This is a genomic window from Arthrobacter sp. Bi26 (assembly GCF_918697925.1).
Lineage (GTDB): Bacteria > Actinomycetota > Actinomycetes > Actinomycetales > Micrococcaceae > Arthrobacter.
Window position 1 is genome coordinate 21,997 of record NZ_CAKKMF010000045.1, and the last position, 17,370, is coordinate 39,366.

General features: G+C 67.6%; 17 protein-coding genes. 7 read left to right on the top strand and 10 right to left on the bottom strand.

Annotated elements, in window-relative coordinates; all coding sequences use genetic code 11:
* Positions 1-46: 46 nt before the first annotated feature.
* The 7 genes from LQV16_RS13135 to LQV16_RS13165 all read right to left on the bottom strand — a co-directional run bounded on the left by LQV16_RS13135 (position 47) and on the right by LQV16_RS13165 (position 7,035).
* Complete coding sequence (locus LQV16_RS13135) at positions 47-445, bottom strand: hypothetical protein (RefSeq protein WP_229994333.1); 399 nt, start codon at positions 443-445, stop codon at positions 47-49.
* Positions 446-1,125: 680 nt separating this feature from the next.
* Positions 1,126-1,548: a helix-turn-helix transcriptional regulator gene (locus LQV16_RS13140; RefSeq protein WP_229994334.1), complete on the bottom strand. Its 423-nt coding sequence runs from the start codon at positions 1,546-1,548 to the stop codon at positions 1,126-1,128.
* 15 nt (positions 1,549-1,563) lie between these two features.
* Positions 1,564-2,547, bottom strand: a complete 984-nt coding sequence (locus LQV16_RS13145; protein ID WP_229994335.1) for a DnaJ C-terminal domain-containing protein — start codon at positions 2,545-2,547, stop codon at positions 1,564-1,566.
* 267 nt (positions 2,548-2,814) lie between these two features.
* Positions 2,815-3,489 carry a nucleotide exchange factor GrpE gene (gene grpE, locus LQV16_RS13150; RefSeq protein ID WP_229994336.1) on the bottom strand — a complete coding sequence of 225 codons (675 nt, stop codon included), beginning with the start codon at positions 3,487-3,489 and terminating at the stop codon, positions 2,815-2,817.
* 2 nt (positions 3,490-3,491) lie between these two features.
* The gene (gene dnaK / locus LQV16_RS13155; RefSeq protein ID WP_229994337.1) at positions 3,492-5,360 is read right to left on the bottom strand and encodes a molecular chaperone DnaK; all 1,869 of its coding nucleotides are present in this window, start codon (positions 5,358-5,360) and stop codon (positions 3,492-3,494) included.
* A 351-nt stretch (positions 5,361-5,711) separates the two neighbouring features.
* A complete protein-coding gene (locus LQV16_RS13160; protein ID WP_229994338.1) occupies positions 5,712-6,167 on the bottom strand; it encodes a hypothetical protein in 456 nt (151 codons plus the stop codon).
* A gap of 91 nt (positions 6,168-6,258) precedes the next feature.
* Entirely contained in the window at positions 6,259-7,035 is a 777-nt protein-coding gene (locus LQV16_RS13165; RefSeq protein WP_229994339.1) for a TetR/AcrR family transcriptional regulator, read from the bottom strand.
* 122 nt (positions 7,036-7,157) lie between these two features.
* On the opposite strand from LQV16_RS13165, the gene LQV16_RS13170 reads away from it, so the two are divergent.
* Positions 7,158-8,120, top strand: a complete 963-nt coding sequence (locus tag LQV16_RS13170; protein ID WP_229994340.1) for an NAD-dependent epimerase/dehydratase family protein — start codon at positions 7,158-7,160, stop codon at positions 8,118-8,120.
* A gap of 37 nt (positions 8,121-8,157) precedes the next feature.
* On the opposite strand, the gene LQV16_RS13175 is transcribed toward LQV16_RS13170, so the two are convergent.
* Positions 8,158-10,353, bottom strand: a complete 2,196-nt coding sequence (locus tag LQV16_RS13175) for an MMPL family transporter (protein WP_229994341.1) — start codon at positions 10,351-10,353, stop codon at positions 8,158-8,160.
* Positions 10,354-10,823: 470 nt separating this feature from the next.
* Here LQV16_RS13175 and LQV16_RS13180 point away from each other — a divergent pair, with 470 nt between their 5' ends.
* Positions 10,824-11,372, top strand: a complete 549-nt coding sequence (locus LQV16_RS13180) for a helix-turn-helix domain-containing protein (protein WP_229994342.1) — start codon at positions 10,824-10,826, stop codon at positions 11,370-11,372.
* Positions 11,373-11,388: 16 nt separating this feature from the next.
* Here the strand turns inward: LQV16_RS13180 and LQV16_RS13185 are convergent, their stop codons facing one another.
* A complete protein-coding gene (locus tag LQV16_RS13185) occupies positions 11,389-12,759 on the bottom strand; it encodes an amino acid permease (RefSeq protein WP_229994343.1) in 1,371 nt (456 codons plus the stop codon).
* A gap of 150 nt (positions 12,760-12,909) precedes the next feature.
* Here LQV16_RS13185 and LQV16_RS13190 point away from each other — a divergent pair, with 150 nt between their 5' ends.
* The 5 genes from LQV16_RS13190 to LQV16_RS13210 all read left to right on the top strand — a co-directional run bounded on the left by LQV16_RS13190 (position 12,910) and on the right by LQV16_RS13210 (position 16,255).
* Positions 12,910-13,725: a methyltransferase domain-containing protein gene (locus tag LQV16_RS13190; protein ID WP_229994344.1), complete on the top strand. Its 816-nt coding sequence runs from the start codon at positions 12,910-12,912 to the stop codon at positions 13,723-13,725.
* 72 nt (positions 13,726-13,797) lie between these two features.
* Positions 13,798-14,253 (top strand): hypothetical protein, encoded by a 456-nt coding sequence (locus LQV16_RS13195; protein ID WP_229994345.1) that lies wholly within the window; start codon positions 13,798-13,800, stop codon positions 14,251-14,253.
* Between the two features lie 140 nt (positions 14,254-14,393).
* Entirely contained in the window at positions 14,394-14,846 is a 453-nt protein-coding gene (locus tag LQV16_RS13200) for a hypothetical protein (protein ID WP_229994346.1), read from the top strand.
* 184 nt (positions 14,847-15,030) lie between these two features.
* Positions 15,031-15,582: a dihydrofolate reductase family protein gene (locus LQV16_RS13205; protein ID WP_229994347.1), complete on the top strand. Its 552-nt coding sequence runs from the start codon at positions 15,031-15,033 to the stop codon at positions 15,580-15,582.
* Between the two features lie 49 nt (positions 15,583-15,631).
* Positions 15,632-16,255 carry a LysE family transporter gene (locus LQV16_RS13210; RefSeq protein ID WP_229994348.1) on the top strand — a complete coding sequence of 208 codons (624 nt, stop codon included), beginning with the start codon at positions 15,632-15,634 and terminating at the stop codon, positions 16,253-16,255.
* A 64-nt stretch (positions 16,256-16,319) separates the two neighbouring features.
* On the opposite strand, the gene LQV16_RS13215 is transcribed toward LQV16_RS13210, so the two are convergent.
* The gene (locus tag LQV16_RS13215) at positions 16,320-17,246 is read right to left on the bottom strand and encodes a PaaX family transcriptional regulator C-terminal domain-containing protein (protein WP_229994349.1); all 927 of its coding nucleotides are present in this window, start codon (positions 17,244-17,246) and stop codon (positions 16,320-16,322) included.
* Positions 17,247-17,370 lie beyond the last annotated feature (124 nt).

A 17,370-nucleotide genomic window follows, 5' to 3' on the forward strand; every position in this document is an offset into this window, starting at 1 on the left:
TGTTAAGGATTGGACACCCTGGGACGCCCGGACAGCAAGGGCTTTTTCACGCCGTGGCCGGGGCCGCCATGGACCCCGAGGCGGCCCGAGTCCTGAGCCAACGGCCCAGGGCCCGGCCTTTGCCCTTCCACCAGCTGTCTTCGTCGGTGTCATAGTGCCACCGGAAGATCACGGCAACCAGGATGAAGACCCCGGCGCCCACGTCCTGCCAGGAGCCGGAGGCGGCGTCGATGAGCACACTGAACGCCATGACCAGGATGGAAGGCAGGGCAAGTGTCCGGAACCAGGTGTTGGCGACGTACCGGCTGCGGGACCGCGGCACGGACACCGCGCGGACGAAGTCGAAGCACAGGCAGACGACCACCAGGGCCTGTCCCAGGGACATCAGGATGTGCCCTGGCAGGGAGCCGGCAAACAGGACGGCCGCCTGGAGTCCCGGGCTCACGGCGTGCCCATCAACGCAGCCGGCCGCAGCCAGGACCCGCCCCGGAGGGGCGAATGAAACCTGGGCGGATCAAACTGCGAAGGATCGCCAGTGGACGGATCAAATTCGGCTGAATCATGCATGCGATGCCCCCCGGCGTCTACGCTGCTCCTGCGCTGGCTCCGCGCCCGGGCTTCCCGTAGGAGCTGTGAGCATGTCATGCCAGCATTTCTGACACTCCAATTCAACGCGCGGCACGGGCATGAAGTCACGCAAATCAGGTACCCGACTATCGGATGGCCGGGTACTTGTTCGCGTTCCGGTGTACTCAGTCCGCTCCCGCGACTACTTGCCCGGACGCCTCGAAGTAACCGAAGGACGTGACGCTGAGGAGCACAGTCACGCAGCCACACGGTAGGCAGGCCGAGCAGGGCTCTCGGCCGCAATCTCCGGCTTCCTCCCCCTCATCGCAGCAGCCACGGCAGCGGCCTGGGGCTGGAGCGGCGTGGCAATTGTCTATATGGCATGCGGAGCCATCGGGCTCATTGCCGCCCTGGTCACCCGGGAGACCTGGGGGAAGCGCGAACGGGCCGCCGTCGACCAGCTCATCGCGGCCGGCAAGTAGGCCCCGGCGGCAGCACCCCACCGCACGCAACGACAGCAGTGCCCGGGACCATTGGTCCCGGGCACTGTTGTTTGTCCTAGTCGATGCCCCGCGGCCGCCACACCACCAGCGCCTGCGACCTCGCCTGGGGGCGCTTGCCGCGGGCCAGGCTGACGACGTCGCCAGCCGTTCCGGCGGCGAAGATCCGCGAATCGGCGCCCTGGCGGCGCCGTCCCAGCTCCTGCGTCAGTTCGCTGACACGGCGCTGCAGGGCGGCCACCTGGTTCTCCAGCTGCAGGATCCGCTTGATGCCCTCCAGCGAGACCCCCTCCTGGGAGAGCCTCTGGACCTCGCGGAGCATGTTCACATCCCGCTGCGAGTAGCGCCTCGACTTGCCCGGGGCGCGGCTGGGCGAGACGATTCCCAGCCGGTCGTACTGGCGCAGTGTCTGCGGGTGCATGTCCGCCAGTTCTGCGGCAACGGAGATGACGAAGATCGGCTGATCGAAGTCGATGGCCATGGCTGGATCCCGTTCCTAGAGCCGGGCCTTGGCTGCCAGGCCCGCGCGGACGTCTTCATCGGCGGTTGCCGCGGCGAAGGCCTTCACGGCCTCCTCCGCTTCCTTGTTCAGCCTCCGCGGAACAGCGACGTCGATTGTCACCAGCAGGTCGCCGGTGGCCTTGGCGTGCTTGACGCCGCGGCCCTTGACGCGCAGCGTCCGGCCCGAGGGCGTCCCTGCGGGGACCCTGACCTTGACCTTGTCGCCGTCGATCGTCGGAACCTCGATATCCGCGCCCAGGGCCGCCTCCGGGAAAGACACCGGGACGTGGATGCGGAGGTTGTCGCCGTCGCGGACGTAGAACTCGTGGGGCTTCACCGAGACGGTGACCATGAGGTCGCCATTGCCGGCGGCAGCGTACTGTCCCTTGCCGCGGACACGGACCTTTTGTCCGTCCTTGATTCCGGCCGGGATGCGGACGTCGATGACCTCGCCGTCCGGTTCGCGCAGGCCGATCGTGGTGCCGCGGATTGACCCGGCAAACGAGATCGACGTGGACGCAGTGCGGTCCGCGCCCTTCTGCGGAGCCCGCTGGAAGGACTGGCCCCCGCCGCCGAACCCGCCGCCGCCGAAGAGATCTGCGAACTCGGGCGGAATGCCGCCGGCCGTGCTGTAACCGCCGGAATGGCGCCCCCCGCCGCCGGTGAAGAGCCCGCCGAAGAGGTCCTCGAAGCCCGCTCCGCCGGCAGCCCCGCCGCTTCCGCCGGGGGCAAAGCGTGCGCCGCCACCCATGGCCCGGATGGCGTCGTACTGCTGGCGCTCATCGGGATCCGAGAGCACGGAATAGGCCTCGGAGATGTCCTTGAATTTTCTCTCCGACGCCGAGTCACCGGCATTCCTGTCCGGGTGGTGCTGCCGGGCAAGCTTGCGGTAGGCCTTCTTGATGTCGGCGTCGGAAGCGTCCTTGGCGACACCAAGGATCTTGTAGAAGTCCTTGTCCACCCAGTCCTGGCTAGCCAATGGCGTTTCCTTTCAAAAGTTGTGCAGCGTGCGCTTCACAGATGATGGGCCCCCGCCCCTTCGCGTGGTGGCTTGGTCCTGACGGACCAAGCCACCACGCTCCGGCAGGCCCGATGCCACTCCCGGGGCCCATCATCTGCTTCGCGCTGTTTGTTAACTCACTTTAGGCGAGCAACACGCTGGCGCGGAGGCCGGATAGGGGGCGGCGGTGTGGAGGGCACCGCGAAGCGGGCACCGCCCCCTATTCGGCGTAGCGCCGAGGGTGACCTACGCCGGAACCGCCACGATCACCTGGGCCGCGCGGAGCACGCGTTCGCCGGACTTGTAGCCCGAGCGCAGCACCTGGCTGACGGTGTCGATTTCGATATCCGTGCCGGGCTGCTGGATGAGGGCCTCGTGGATGGTCGGATCGAACTCCACGCCGGTCTCATCGATGCGGACCAGTCCGTACGTCTTCAGCGCAGCCTCCAGCTTGGCGGCGATCGCGGCGAAAGGACCGTCCGCGAGGTCGCCGTGCTGGCGGGCGGCGTCGACGTCGTCCAGTACCGGCAGCAGCGCGTTCAGGACGCCGATGACGGCCATCTCGCCGGCCACGGCACGGTCGCGCTCGACCCGCTTGCGGTAGTTGACGTACTCGGCCTGCAGCCGGCGGAGGTCATTCCTGAGCTCCTCCGCCGCGGCCGCGTCAACGCCCTGCGCCACCGATTCCTCGGCGGGCACCTCAACACTGTTGAGGATGTCCTCCGCCTGGGACAGGGCATCCCCGGAACGGGAGTCCGCAGCGCCGGCCTGCTCCTGGCCGGGGTGGCGGGCCTGGCCGGTCTTCGGGTCAACCTTGCGGTGATCGTGGATCACCGGCTTCTGCGACTCGCTCTCCTGCTGTTCGGCGTCGCGCCGGCCCTCGGAAGAACCGTGCTCTTCTTCGTTACCGTGGTGCGGCATGATTACTTCTTCTCGTCTTCGTCAACGATTTCGGCGTCGACGATGTCCTCGTCGGAGCCGGAGCCGGCTGCCTGCTCGCCTGCGGGGGCACCCTGCGCACCGGCGTGGCCGTCGGGGGAACCGGCGTGGGCGTAGATGGCTTCGCCGAGCTTGGTCTGGGAAGCCTGCAGCTTCTCAAACGCGGTCTTCACGGCGGCGTCATCGGTGCCTTCGAGGGCCTTCTTGAGGGCGTCGACGTCGGCCTTGACCTCGGTCTTGACCTCTTCGGGCAGCTTGTCGGCGTTGTCAGCGATCAGCTTGTCCACGGAGTAGGCGAGCTGCTCGGCCGTGTTGCGGGTGTCGGTTGCCTCGCGGCGGGCCTTGTCCTCGGCTGCGTGCTCTTCGGCGTCGTGGACCATGCGGTCGATGTCTTCCTTGGACAGCGCGGTGCCGCCGGTGATGGTCATGGACTGTTCCTTGCCGGTGCCCTTGTCCTTCGCCGAAACGTGCACGATGCCGTTGGCGTCGATGTCGAAGGTGACCTCGACCTGCGGGACGCCGCGGGGAGCCGGAGCGATGCCGGTCAGCTCGAACGTGCCCAGCGGCTTGTTGTCGCGGGTGAACTCACGCTCGCCCTGGAAGACCTGGATGGCCACGGACGGCTGGTTGTCATCCGCGGTGGTGAAGGTCTCACTGCGCTTGGTGGGGATGGCGGTGTTGCGCTCGATCAGGTGCGTCATGATGCCGCCCTTGGTTTCGATGCCAAGGGACAACGGGGTGACGTCGATCAGCAGCACGTCCTTGCGCTCGCCCTTGAGGACGCCAGCCTGCAGGGCTGCGCCGACGGCGACTACCTCATCCGGGTTGACGCCCTTGTTCGGCTCCTTGCCTCCGGCCAGTTCCTTGACGAGGTCGTAGACGGCCGGCATGCGGGTGGAACCGCCGACGAGCACGATGTGGTCGATCTCGGAGAGCTTGATGCCGGCTTCCTTGATGACGTCCTGGAACGGCTTCTTGGTGCGGTCCAGCAGGTCCTTGGTGAGGTCCTGGAACTTGGCGCGGGTCAGCTGCTCGTCCAGGTGCACCGGGCCGTCCGGGGTGACGGACAGGTACTGGAGCGAAACGTTGGTGCTCGAGGAGGAGGAGAGTTCCTTCTTGGCCTGCTCCGCTGCTTCGCGGAGACGCTGCAGGGCAATCTTGTCCTTGGTCAGGTCGATGCCCTTGACCTTGAGCTGGTTCAGCAGGTACTCCACGACGCGCTGGTCCCAGTCGTCGCCGCCGAGGTGGTTGTCACCGGCGGTGGCGCGGACCTGGATGGTGGAGAAGTTGTCCTCGTCCTTGCCGACCTCAAGGAGGGAGACGTCGAACGTTCCGCCGCCGAGGTCGAAGACCAGGATGAGCTCATCTTCCTTACCCTTGTCCAGGCCGTAGGCCAGGGCGGCCGCGGTGGGCTCGTTGACGATGCGCAGGACGTTCAGGCCGGCGATTTCTCCGGCCTCCTTGGTGGCCTGGCGCTGGGCGTCGTTGAAGTAGGCCGGCACGGTGACGACGGCGTCGGTGACCTTTTCGCCGAGGTAGGACTCGGCGTCGTTCTTGAGCTTCATGAGGATACGGGCGGAAATTTCCTGCGCCGTGTACTTCTTGTCGTCAATGGCGACCGTCCAGTCAGTGCCCATGTGGCGCTTGACGGATGCGATGGTGCGGTCAATGTTGTTGACGGCCTGGCGCTTGGCGATCTCGCCGACCAGGACCTCGCCGGACTTGGAGAAGGCAACAACCGACGGCGTGGTGCGGCCACCCTCGGCGTTGGCAATGACGGTGGGCTCGCCACCTTCGAGAACGGAGACGACGGAGTTAGTGGTTCCGAGGTCAATACCTACTGCACGTGACATGGATTGCTTCCTTACTTCCTTGGAATCTTGCGGAGATGGCCGCGGACCCACAGTGGTTCCAACCGGGTCCGACCGTTATTGAGCGATCTGCACTCAACTTTACCCAGACGCGGTCATAAGTCAATTCAAAGTTGAGCGACATCGACTCAACTTTGTTTCGCGTCCGGCCCGCGGCCGCTCATCACCGCCCAGATTCCCCGGAATCCAGCCCCTCCGCCGCTTCCCTAGGAAGCATTTCGCCCTGCGCGAACCCGTGCACTGACCACCCGCAGAGGCCCGCTCCCTGTGCACTGGCCCGCGCCGCAGACCAGCCGACGCCTGCGCCGGCTGGTGCCGCCAGCTTCCTTCGCGCTAGCTATCGCCTCGCGCGGCGTCCTCGTCGGCCGACTCCCCCACTGCCGGCCGGCCGGGTTGCTCGGGACGGGCCGTTCCGGCGGTCCCGTAGTCACCTTCGGGGTACTCCCCCTCCTCGGCGACGCCGGCGGGCTCACCGGAGACCCCGCCCTCGCCGTAGTCGCCCTCGGGATAGTCGCCTTCCACCTCGCCAACGACGGCCGCTCCGGCCACGCCGGCACTGCCGTAGTCCCCAGCCGCGTACGCCCCCTCGACGGCCGTGGGCGGGACTTCGCCTGCCGTGCCGGCGGAGCCGTAGTCGCCCTCGACGTACTGCCCCTCCGGCGCCGCCGCCTCCGCTTCATCCACAGTGGGACCCGCATCGGCGTCGTGGGACACCGCTTTTCCGGACACGTTCTCTTCAGACAAGTTCTCTTCAGGCCTGCTATCTTCGGGCCTGTTCTGTTCAGACATGGATGGATCCTTCCTGGACGCATCGGGCGCGCCCGTGCGGGCGCAGTGGCAGTCTATCGAGCGCCACCGCGGGGCAACAGGGGAACCTGGTTCATACGGCAGCGCCGGCCGCCGGCAGTCCGGCGACGTCGGCCAGCACCGCCAGTTGGTGGTCAAAGAGCTCCTCCCGGGCAGTGAACGTGCCGGCGCCGTACTGGCCAAAGACTTCGAAGCTGACGGCGCCGAAGAGTGAGGTCCAGGCCAGGGCGCCGCGGGCCAGGAGGTCATCCGGCACCGCCAGACCGAACTCCGCCCGGATTTTCGCCAGATCCCCTGCCAGCCCGGCGGCCACGGCAGGACTCCGCCGACCCGTCGCGACAACCCGCCCGGCCCGGAAGGCGCCGTCGAGGATTCCAATGAGGGCAGTAATCACCCTGGTGCCGGGACCGGTGGTCCGCTCGGCCGGGGCCTGGTAACCGGGCACCGGACTGCCGAAGAGCAGTGCGTAGCGGGAGGGCTCGCGCAGCGCCCAGTCCCGCACCGCGCGGCCCAGCGCCGCAAAGCGGCCGCCGAAGTCTGCTTCCGGTACCGCCCCGACGGCGGCATCCACTTCATCGCCAAGTTCGTTGTACGCATCAATCAGGAGAAGGGTCAGCAGCTCTTCCCGGTTCTCCACGTAGCGGTAGACCGCCGAGGAGACCACGCCGAGGTCCCGGGCCACCGCACGGAGGGACAGTGCGGCGGCCCCGTGCACGGCCAGATGCTCCCGGCCCAGCCGGACAATATCGGCGACGGTCTGGGCCCGGGCACGCTCGCGCGGGGTGCGGGGCCGGGAATCCGCGGCTGCCGGAAAAACATCAGCGTCGGCTTCAATCCTGTCTTCTGGCATGAGTCCAGCATTTCACAAACAAGAGCACTGTCAACAAATGTGAGCACCGCTCTTGACTTGCCGCTCCGGGCGTCGCATCCTGAAGAGAGAGCACTGCTCTCATATCATCGAAGGAGATCGAAATGTCCGAACCTGCTGCCTCCGGGCGCCCATCGGCCAGGCTCTATGTCGTCACGGGGGCCGGCCCGGTGGGCTGGACCGTCGCGGAACAGCTGGCCGCGGCGGGCCACCGCGTACGCATCCTGACAAGGTCCGGCAGCGGACCCGCCCACCCGCTGGTCGAAAGACTGTCGATTGATGTTTCGGAGCCCGCCCAACTAGGTGAGGCCTTCCTCGGCGCCACGGCGGTCTTCCACTGCATCCACGGCTCGCGGTACAACGCCGACGTGTGGGCCAGGGAACTGCCGGCCGCCGAGCAGAACGTGCTCGCCGCGGCGGGCGAGGCTGGCGCCGTCGTCGTCTTCCCGGAGAGCCTGTACTCCTACAGCGCCCCGGAGAATGTCATGGCCGAGGACAGCCCCCGGCAGGCGCAGGGCGGCAAGCGCGGCGTCCGAACCGAGCTGCTCGCCGCCCGCGCGGCATCCGCCACCGCCACCGTGAGCATGGTGGCCGGCGATTTCTTCGGGCCGCGGGTCCGCATGTCGCACGCCGGCGAGCGCATGGTCCGCCCTGTCGCGGCCGGCAAGCAAGTGCAGGTGGTCGGGCGGGCGGACCAGCCGCATTCCTTTACCTACGTTCCCGACCTCGCGGCCGCCATGATTGCCACGGCGGACAAGCCGAAGGTGTGGAACCGGGTGTGGCATGCGCCTACCGGACCTGCACTGACCCAGCGCGAGCTTGCTGGGGCATTCGCCAAGGCAGCCGGCGCCCGGGCCCCGCGTGTCACGGCGATACCCGGATGGGCGCTGAAGGCGATGGGGGTGTTCTCCCCCGACATGCGGGAAATCGCCGAGACGCTGTACCAGTTCGAGCGCCCGTTCGTGATGGATTCGACCGCGAGCCAGGCCGCCCTGGGCGTGGCCCCGACCCCGCTGCACGAAGCAGCCGCCGCCACGGTCGCCTGGTGGGCGGACGGGGGACAATGACCGGGAGAGCGACGGCGGCTGCGGCTTTCGGTTCCCCCTAGCGGACTCCGGCTTCCTCTTCCTCCTGCCGGGAGGACGGCGCGCGCGAGGAAAGGGCACCGCTGCGGGCCGCGGCATCGTTCCCCGGCCGGCCCGCCTTGCCGGGCCACCAGAGCCGCGGGCCGATGTCGTAGGCCAGCGCGGGCACCAGCAGGGAGCGGACCAGCACCGTGTCCAGCAAGACGCCGAACGCGACGATGAAGGCGAGCTGCACCAGGAACATGATCGGAATGACGCCCAAGGCAGCGAAGGTGGCGGCGAGGACCACCCCGGCCGAGGTGATGACCCCACCGGTCACACTGAGGCCCCGCAGGATGCCGGGCCGGGTGCCGTGCTTGAGGGATTCCTCCCGGACCCGGCTCATCAGGAAGATGTTGTAGTCAACGCCCAGTGCCACGAGGAAGACGAAGCCGAACAGGGGCACCGTTGCATCCGCTCCCGGGAAGCCGAAAACGTTGTTGAACACGAAGGCTGAGACGCCCATCGCCGCTGCGTAGGACAGGACCACGGAGGCGACCAGCAGGACCGGCGCGAGCACCGAGCGCAACAGCAGCATGAGGATCACCAGAATCACACCCAGGACCACCGGAATGATCGTGACGAGGTCACGCTGGGCGGTGGTGTTCGTATCCAGGGCCGTCGCCGTCACGCCGCCGACCAGCACATCACCGTCAATCTCCTTCAGTTCCTGGCGGAGCGACACCACGACGCTTTCGGCTTCGGTGGAGTCCGCGGCGGAGTCCAGCGTCGCGTTGATCAGGACCTTCCCGTCCCGGGCCGCCGGGGCCGCCGGAGCGCCCGGAGCGCCCGGGGCGGCAGGGTTGGCCGGGTTGGCCAGTGCGCCGGTCATGATGGGAACGCCGCCTTCGGCCAGCAGATAGGCGTCCCCGACGCCGTTGCTCGCCATGACCCGATCCAGGACCTCCTGGGCCCTTGCCTGGTCGGCCACGATCACGGCCGGGCTGCCGGACCCGGCGTCGAAGTGCCGGCCCAGGGCATCTTGTCCGTCGACGGCGTTGGAGGCGGTGAGGATGACGTCAGTCTGGGCTACGCCGTTGGCCTTGAGCTGCAGGATGCCGGAACCGGCCACAAGGAGCAGGAGGACCGAGGCAACCCAGACGGTGCGCGGCCGGCGGGCAACCAGTGAACCGGTGGCCCGCCAGAGCCCCTTCTGGCCCTCCAGCCCGGTGACCAGTTCCGGTTCCCGCTGGGTTTCCGGCAGCAGCTTGGGCCGGAACGGCCAGAACGCCGCCCTGCCCAGCAGCGCCATCAGGGCCGGCAGCAGGGTCAGGGCCGCGAACAGCGCGCAGAGGATGCCCGCGGCCGCCACGGGGCCGAGGGCCTTGTTGGAATTGAGGTCGGAGAAGAGCAGGCAGAGCAGTGCGATGATCACGGTGGCGCCGGAGGCCAGGATCGGTTCCCAGGCCGCCTTCCATGCGGTGAGGGCGGCCGCCGTCCGGTCGGTGGTGTGGGTCAGGGCTTCGCGGAACCGTGCCACGTACAGCAGGGCGTAGTCGGTTGCCGCGCCGATCACCAGGATGGACAGGATGCCCTGGCTTTGGCCGTTCAGCTGGATCCAGCCGGCCTTGGCCATCCCGAACACCAGCAGGATCGCGGCACACAGCGCGAACACGGACGTGAACAGCACCATGACAGGCAGCAGCAGGGAACGGTACACGATCAGCAGGATCAGGAACACGGCCCCGAGGGCCACAAGCAGCAGGATGCCGTCAATACCGGCAAAAGCACTCACCAGGTCCGCCGTGAGCCCGGCCGGTCCGGTAACGAAGGTCTGCATTCCTGCCGGCGCGGACGCCTGAACCTCGTTGCGCAGCTCCTTGACCACCGTCTTCACTTCCGCAGAGGAAGGAATGGGCACCACGAACTGGACCGCCTTGGCGTCCTCGGAAGGGATGGGGCCGATCACCGTGCTGCCGCCCTGCAGGGCCGCCAGCCTGTCCTTGAGTGCCGCGGCCTCACGCAGCTGGGCCGGAGTGAAGGCGGAGCCGCTCTCAATCACGATCACGGCGGGGATCTCCTTGGAGTCCCGGAATTTGGCATGCCAGTCCGCGGCCTCCGTGGCCTCCGCCCCGGCCGGCAGGAATGATGCCTGATCGTTTGATGACACCTCACTCAAGCGGCCGAATGTCGGGCCGCCGACGCCGGCGATCGCCAGCCAGGCCACGACGAGCACTGCGGGAACCAGCCAACGCAGCCAGAACGGGACGCGCGTGGTTCGGTTTCTGCTCCGCTTTCGGGTTTCTGCGCCGCTTTCGGACGGCCGCGCTGCTGATCCGGGGTGCGGGGGCCCGAATTCGCCGCGGATTTCAGAAGGCGGAGGGGGTGTGGAGTTTTTCATGTGACCTTCCGGGGTGCGCTGCGGTGGGACCGGCATTCAGCTCCATAGTAGACTATCTCCATCATGGAGATAACCCTTATGCGCCCAGACTGACTTATGCGCCCGGACTGAGGAGAAATTCGGGGAGAGTGGAAGGACAGCCGGCGCCCCGCCGCCGCAGTATGGTTCGGGCTGCAGTAAAATCCGGAGGGCGCCGTCGTTGACGCCGACCGGCCGCGGTCAGACCGCCGCCGCAACCAGGGACGCCTTATCAAGAGACGCCCCGTATCAATGGACGCCACAACTAGGAACAAGGGAGGTCCGCCGTGTCAGCCGAATCCCCGATCCCATCTGAAAACGCAGGCCCATCCGAAGACGCGGGTCCGCCCGAAGCGGCCGGCCCGCCGCCCCTCGTCCGGCTCCTGCAGGAATTCACCCTCGAAGCCAACCGCTATGTGGATTCCGCCGGCGGCCGCAATGACATGCACCGCACGGATCTCAACGCCCTCGCCGTGATCATGCGGCACGCGGCGCGGGACCAGATTGTCACCCCGGGAGTGCTCCGAAAAGAGCTGAACCTCAGCTCCCCTGCCACAACCGCTCTGATCGACCGGCTCCACAATTCCGGCCACGTGGTCCGCGAGCGCGAAGGCGCGGACCGCCGCCAGGTGCAGCTGCGCATGACCCCCAAGGCCTACCGCGACGGCGGCGCCATGTTCCTCCCGCTGGCCCGCCACATGGGCGCGGCCATGGAAAGCTTCACGCCGGAGGAACTGGAGGTTGTTACCCGGTTCATGAACTCCATGATCGATGCCACCGTTCGGGCCGGCGAAGAAGCCGCCCGCGGCCCCGCATCGGAGCGCCGCCCCGGCTGATGCGCGGCGCGCGCCGTCACAGGCTGGCAGCAGCCTTGGGCCGGCCAGGCGGCGGCGCCTCCGGCTGCATAACTTTCGGGGCGGCCCCCGGCTGCATAACTTTCGGGGTCGCCTTCGGCGCCGGGCTCCGGCCGAAGCGCCTGCCGACGCCGACGGCGGCCGCTGCCAGTGCCAGCGGGACCCCGAGGGCCCAGCCGCTAAAGAGCAGGACGGCCACCATGACGCCCGCCGCCACGATCACGCCGTACCAGGCGACGGTCCGCGGCTGCAGCAACCGGATGCCGGCGGCCAGGCCAAACGCGGTGACGGCCGTGAAGCACGCCGAGGCGGCCCCGATCTGGAACTGCATGTCGGTGAGTCCGGCAATGGCCGCGGCGAAGGACAGCAGCGTCAGGACGGCCAGGGTTACCAGGCTTCCGGCGGGCACCTGACCGCGCCCGGCACCGCGGGCAAGGGCGGGCGGCAACACGCCGTCGGACGCCAGGGCGGCCCCGAGCCGGCTGGCGCCGGCCACGAACGTGTTGATGGGGCCGAAAGTCAGCGCGGCAGCGGCGACGGCGGTGAGCGGGGCCGCCAGTGAGCCCAACCCTGCTTCCAGCAACGCCGCGACGGGCACCGCCGTAGCGGGCAGTTCCGGGCCGAGGACCGCCACCGACGCGGCGACAACGCCGATGTAGACCGCGCCCACCACAATCAAGGTGAGCCACGTAGCCCGCCGGAGGTCGCGCCCGGGGTTGCGGAACTCCCCGGCCAGGTGGGAGACCGCTTCCCAACCGGCGAAGCAGAAGAACAGCAGGCTCGCGGCGCCGCCGACGGCCCAGTAGCCGTGCGGGGCAAAGGGCTGGAAATTTTCCGCCTTGGCGTGGGGCGCTGCGAGCACGACGGCGAGCGCGAGCAGTGCCACCAGCAGCACCATGAGCGCCAGTTGCATGCGGCTGGAAACCCGGATGCCGACGGCGTTGCTCGCGAAGGCGGCCAGTAGGATCACCGCCGCCGCAAGGACCGCGGTTTCCCGGCCGCCACCGACGGCGTGAGCGATGTAATTGCCGCCGATCACGGCCGTTGCCGGGGCGCCGAAGGGGATCGAAAAGTAGAAGAGGTACCCGGCCACCACCGAGGCGCGGCGCCCGAAGGCGCGCTTGACGAAGTGGGCGATCCCTCCGGCGTCGGGCTGCTGGCGGCTCATTTCGGCGAAGCTGAAGGCGACCGGAATGCAGAACACCAGCAGGACGGCCCATGCAAGGAGCGATGCCGGGCCGGCCTCATTGGCCGCGATGGCGGGAAGCACCAGGACACCCGAGCCCAGGATCGCCCCGACATAGATTCCGGTGGCCCGGAACAGGCCAAGTCCGCTGCCGCTGCCGTCTTTATTGTTGTTGATTTCCACTCCTCCATTCATCCGCAGATTCTCCGGCGCCGGAAGCGGCAAAACTGACGGCAAGCCGCAAAAAACTGCCTGCCGGCGCGCGCCGACCGAATCGCCGGGCACACGGGGAGGGTCTGCCCTTTTCCGGAGGCGGGAGGGTAGCGTTCCATTATGAGTGAGCAGCAGCCTGACGACGTGTACACACACGGCCACCACGAGTCGGTGGTCCGTGCCCATGCCTCCCGCACGGCGGAAAACTCGGCAGCGTTCGTGATCCCGCATCTCACGCCCGGGGCGAACGTCCTCGACGTCGGCTGCGGGCCGGGCAGCATCACGTGCGACTTCGCGGAGCTGGTGGCACCGGGCAGGGTCACGGGCCTGGACCGTTCCCCCGACATCATCGCCCAGGCCGCGGCACTCGCCGTCGAGCGCGGCGTGGACAACGTCGACTTTGCCACCGGCAACGTCTACGACCTCGACTTCCCGGACGAGTCGTTCGACGTCGTCCACGCCCATCAGGTCCTCCAGCACCTCACGGACCCCGTCGCGGCCCTGCGGGAGATGCGCCGGGCGGCCAAGGCCGGGGGGATCGTGGCGGTGCGCGACGCCGATTTCCACGGCATGAGCTGGTACCCGGCCATCCCCGAGCTCGACGACTGGATGGAGTTGTACCAGCGGATCGCCCGCCGCAACGGGGCCGAGCCCGACGCCGGCCGCCGGCTCGTGTCCTGGGCACAGGCCGCCGGGTTCACGGACGTGGCCCCGTCCAGCAGCAACTGGCTCTACGCCACCGGGCAGCAGCGGCGGTGGCAGGCCCGGGTGTGGGGCGAGCGGGTGCTGCATTCATCCTTTGCGGACCAGGCGCTCGAGTACGGCTTTGCCAGCGAGGCGGAACTGGCCCGGATTTCCGCCGGCTGGCACCGGTGGGGCTCCACCGACGACGGCTGGTTCCTGATTCCCAACGGCGAGGTCATCGCCCGGGCGTGAGCGGGCGCCCCTTTGTCCACATAAGCGCTTGTGACCCTAGAGCTCCGAGTGCGGGCGCCTTAGCGTCAAAACATGATCATCCAAGCAGGTTTTGACTTCCAGGTTCTCGCCCGCCCGTTTATCGTCCAGGACGGCAAGCTCATGCCCAAGGTGGTGCTGATGTGCGTAGACGAGGAAATGCGTTTGGACACCGTCGAGGTCATGGCCGAAGATTTTGCTGGTTCCCTGGCCCCGTTCCACGATGCCGTTCTGGCGTCGCTGAATCCGGAATTCACCAAGTACTTTGCGATCGCCCACCCTGGCAGATTCAGCGAATACGACTTCTCGGAACCGATCATGGACGAGGCAGACGCATTGGAATCGAAGGCAGCAGAACGGGGCATGCAGCTGATCGGCCACTTCGCCATCGACGAAACGGGCTATATGTCTGCCCGTGCGCACTCCTATTTTGACCAATATCCGGATCATGATGACCTTCCCAGGACCATGTTCCACTGGGCTCATTCGAAGCTGGGCAAGTGCGGCTGAGCCCGAGTCTGAGCGGCCGTAGGCGGTCACAGGACCGGCACAGCATGCCGAAAGCGCAGCCATAACTCCACGTCTGAGGCTGGTTCCAGGCCGAAAACTCGGCCGGTCCGGCATCCGGGCCTCAGCGAAGGAGTTTCACAATGGCAAAGATCAACAAGACCACCGCGGGCATCATGCTCGCTGCGGTGATTGGCGGCGGCGCCATCGGCGCGTCGGCCATCCCCGCGATGGCTGCCGATTCGACCAGCAGCTCGTCCTCCACCCAGGCCACCGATGGCTACGGCACCGGCGGCCAGCGCGGCCCGCACCAGGCCAACGGCAAGACGGAGGAGGTCCTCACCGGCGACACCGCCACAAAGGTCGAGGCTGCGGTGAAGGCCGCCCAGCCGGACGCGACGATCGAAAGGATGGAGACCGACGCCGACGGCGCAACCTACGAAGCCCACATCACTAAGGCGGACGGCACCCGCGCTACCGTCCTGCTGGATGCGAACTTCACCGTGACCGAAACCCAGGAAGGCCAGGGCGGCCCCGGCGGAGGCCATGGCGGCCCGGGCGGCACCGCCACGGATGGGTACACTTCCAACGGCTAACCCTCAGCGGGCCTTGGGCGCGCCCCGGGCACGCCCAAGGCTCGCGGGGCTGGCGGCGCAGCCAGCCTCCGGGGCGGGTCGCTGACGAGATTTCGGCAGCCATTCCGTGCTTCCGGATCAGCGGATAGGGTGCACTAGAGACCCGCTAGAGACCCAACTAGAGACCCACGGCAAGGAGAACCCCATGCGCAAGTTGACGGCCGGCCTTTTCTGCTCAGTGGACGGCGTGGTTGAAGACCCGTTCCTGTGGCAATTCGACAGCTTCGACGAAGAGCTGGGTGCCGGAATGGGCGAGATGATGGGCCGGATCGACACCGCGCTCCTGGGCCGCGTCGGGTACCAGCAGTGGGCGGAGTACTGGCCCAACTCCGAGAGCGACGCCGACTTCGCCGGGTTCATCAATCCGCTGCCGAAGTTTGTCGCGTCCCGGACCCTGGCCGGGGAGCTGGAGTGGCAGAATTCGCGCCTGATCGAGGGCCGGCTGGAGGACTTCGTTGCGGGCCTGAAGGACAGCGACGGCGGCGAAATAGGGATCTTCAGCAGCATCTCTCTGGTCCACCAGCTGCTGTTCGCCGGGCTGCTCGACACATTGATGCTGATCGTCCATCCCGTGATCGCGGGCAGCGGGCGGCGTTTGTTCAACGACGGCGATCCCCTCACCCGGCTGGAGCTGCAGTCGTCCCAGCAGACCAGCAAAGGCAACATGATCCTCAGCTACGGCCTCCGCCGCGACTGACTCCCGTCATCAATCAGGCCGGCGGCGGCCTGGACCGTAAACTTGGCGGGTGCAACCCTCCCTTTGGCTGGCCCTGGCCGGCGCCGGCGTCCTGATCAGCTTCACTCCCGGCGCGGGCGCCATCAACACGATGAGCAATTCCCTGAACTCGGGATTCCGCCGTTCCCTCTGGGGCATCCTGGGCCAGCAGGCCGCCCTCGTAGTGCACATCCTGATCGTGGCCCTCGGCGTCGGGGTGCTCGTGGCGAGCTCACCGGTCGCCTTCAACGTGATCCGCTACGCCGGCGCCGCCTACCTGGTCTACCTGGGCATCCGGCAGTTCCTGCACAAGCCGGATCTGGACCAGGAGAAGGCCGCCGCCCTGCGCAACGAACCGGGCCTCTCCATGTTCCGCCGCGGCCTGTGGGTCAACCTGCTCAACCCCAAAGCCGTGGTCTTCTTCCTGGCCTTCATGCCCCAGTTCATCCGGCCGGAGCAGCCGCTGCTGCCGCAGTACGTGGTCCTGGCCGCCACAGTGATCGTGATCGACGTCCTCGTCATGTGGTTCTTCTTCGCGGCGGCGGCCCGGTCCTTCCAGCGCTTCACCCGCGACGCCGGCGGACAGAAAGTGCTGAACCGGACATTCGGAGGGCTCTTTGTCGGCGTCGGCATCCTGCTGGCGGCGATCCACTAGGCACGTTCCACTAAGTTCGGGGGCCGCCGCCCGGACCGGATCACAGCCCGAATACCAGTCCGGGTCAGAGCCCGGGTGTCACCGACAGCGCCCGCGCCGTACCCGCCAGCTCGGGGGCTTCCCGGGCCACGATTTCCTCGACGTAGGCAGTGGCAGCGTCGGCGAGCCCGTCGTAGAGGCGGACAAGGAGTTCCCTGGCCTCTGTCCGCGGCCAGGCCTCCGGCAGGAGCTCGGCGGGAAGATCCGGGTCACTCCAGGGGAACGCCCGCCACGCATCCATCAGTTCAGTCCTGACCCTGAAGGCCTCCGCCGGGCTGACCGTTCCGGCGTCGAGGCGTTCAGCCCAGGGCGTGAATTTTTCGGTAAAGGGCCGGTATTGTTCCCTGAACTCCTGCGGTGACCAGGCCTCCACGAGCCGTTTGCCGCGGAGGCTGGATTCAGCGGTTCGGAAGATGACGTAGTCGTCCACGCCATAGCCCTTGCAGGTTTTTTCGAGTTCCTCGGAGTGGTCGCGCGGAGAGACCCACAGCGCCCCGAACAGCGGCGCGAATCCGCGCCACCGCAGGCGTGAGCGGAACATCTCGCGGACATCCCGCGACGTCTCCGGAATCGAAAACGCGATGACGGTCCAGTGGCCGTCCCATTGGCGGGACTGTTCGCCGAAGACGGAGACCTGCTCGAGGCCGTGACGGAGCCGGTTGCGCGCGCCCTGGGTGATGCGGTAGCGCGACGTACGCCCGGCACTGGATTGTTCGAGCACGCCCCGGGACGCCAGGCGGCTCAGCGCCGTCGCCGACGCCGAGGCCGTAATTCCCAGACCCGCGGCCAGGGCAGCGATGAGCCGGGACGGCAGCCATTCCTCGCTCTTGAACCAGTAGTCAACCAGCAGGGTGAGCAGCTGGTGCTGGGTGGACGGCCCCTTCAAAGGCCGCGGAAAGTCGATGGCCACGTCCGGGTCCATGCCGGGTAGGGAGGCCGGCCGCTCGCTCATCACGACTCCATCATGCCAGTCACCTTCGCCGCCATTTTATTTTGCACTTACATTGACGGACGCTGAATCAAGTGCATACTATTGCAACCAGAGTGACGGAGGCCACAGCCGACCCCGCCCGCCC